General features: G+C 66.2%; 1 protein-coding gene. It reads left to right on the forward strand.

The genetic code is table 11. The features are described 5' to 3' along the window. On the forward strand, positions 1-224 hold a 224-nt coding region (locus E1263_RS43965), incomplete at its 5' end, for a hypothetical protein (protein ID WP_238162090.1). Positions 225-957: the final 733 nt, after the last annotated feature.

A 957-nucleotide genomic window follows, 5' to 3' on the forward strand; every position in this document is an offset into this window, starting at 1 on the left:
TTCTTGGGCGGCGGTCGGCGGGGAATGTTGCGGTCGGCGTTGGGTTGGTGTGGTCTCGGCCGGTGGCGTCTGGGGATGGCTGGTCGCCGCTGCGGCCGATCAACGGCGGCGTGGCTGGTCGCCGCGGGGGCTGGGCTGCTTGGCGAGGTCAGCGGTCTCGTGCCTTGTTGTCTGGGGTTGCTGGGCTGTGGTTGCCGTCGATGATGACGAGGCCTGACAACTGACCCGCCGCGGTGGCTTTCAACGAAAGGTCCGGGTGTTCCGGGGTGCTGTCCGGTGAGGCGGGGGAGCGCTACCCCCCGGAATCGACAGGTAATACTCCCCAGCTCCCGCAAAACGGCCACTGATCCGACGGGCCACTGCACGGGCCCCAGCCGAAGCCCAGAACCTCTAGCCCCGCCGCACGCGATCGCCGACCCTTCTACGCGGACCCCTTAACTAGCTGGCCCTGGGGCCAACCCCTCCCACGCGGTGGCTGGCTGGGTGGTCGGTGCTGGAGTTGGGGAGTCCTGCCTGTCGATTCCGGTACGTTGCGCTCCCCATCGCTGCCGGACAGGCGCACTTTGAGAACCCACCAACCGTTTCAAGGCGCTCTGGATGGTTGGTGGGTACCCAAAGACGCACTGCGTGCCCAAGGGTGGGTCGGCTGTTCTGTGCGGGGCCGCCGAACAGCGGGCGGTCCGCCGTACCGGGAACAAGAACGGGGGACCGTGGACACCTGATCAGATGTCCGCAGTGCCCACCAGATGTACGCGGCCTGAAACATCGACCGACGGCGCTCAAACCCCGAGGGGGACCCCGATTTGCATCGTCCGGGGGAATCACAGTAATGTTCTTCTTGTTGGGAGCGAGTGCAGGACGCGGAAGCGGCCGGACCTCCTGATCACCCTCTAAGGCTTACGCAGCCGGATCGTGTCTTCGGACTCGGGTCGGTCGCTGAGACACGGGTGACTGTAG

Source organism: Kribbella antibiotica (assembly GCF_004349055.1).
GTDB lineage: Bacteria > Actinomycetota > Actinomycetes > Propionibacteriales > Kribbellaceae > Kribbella > Kribbella antibiotica.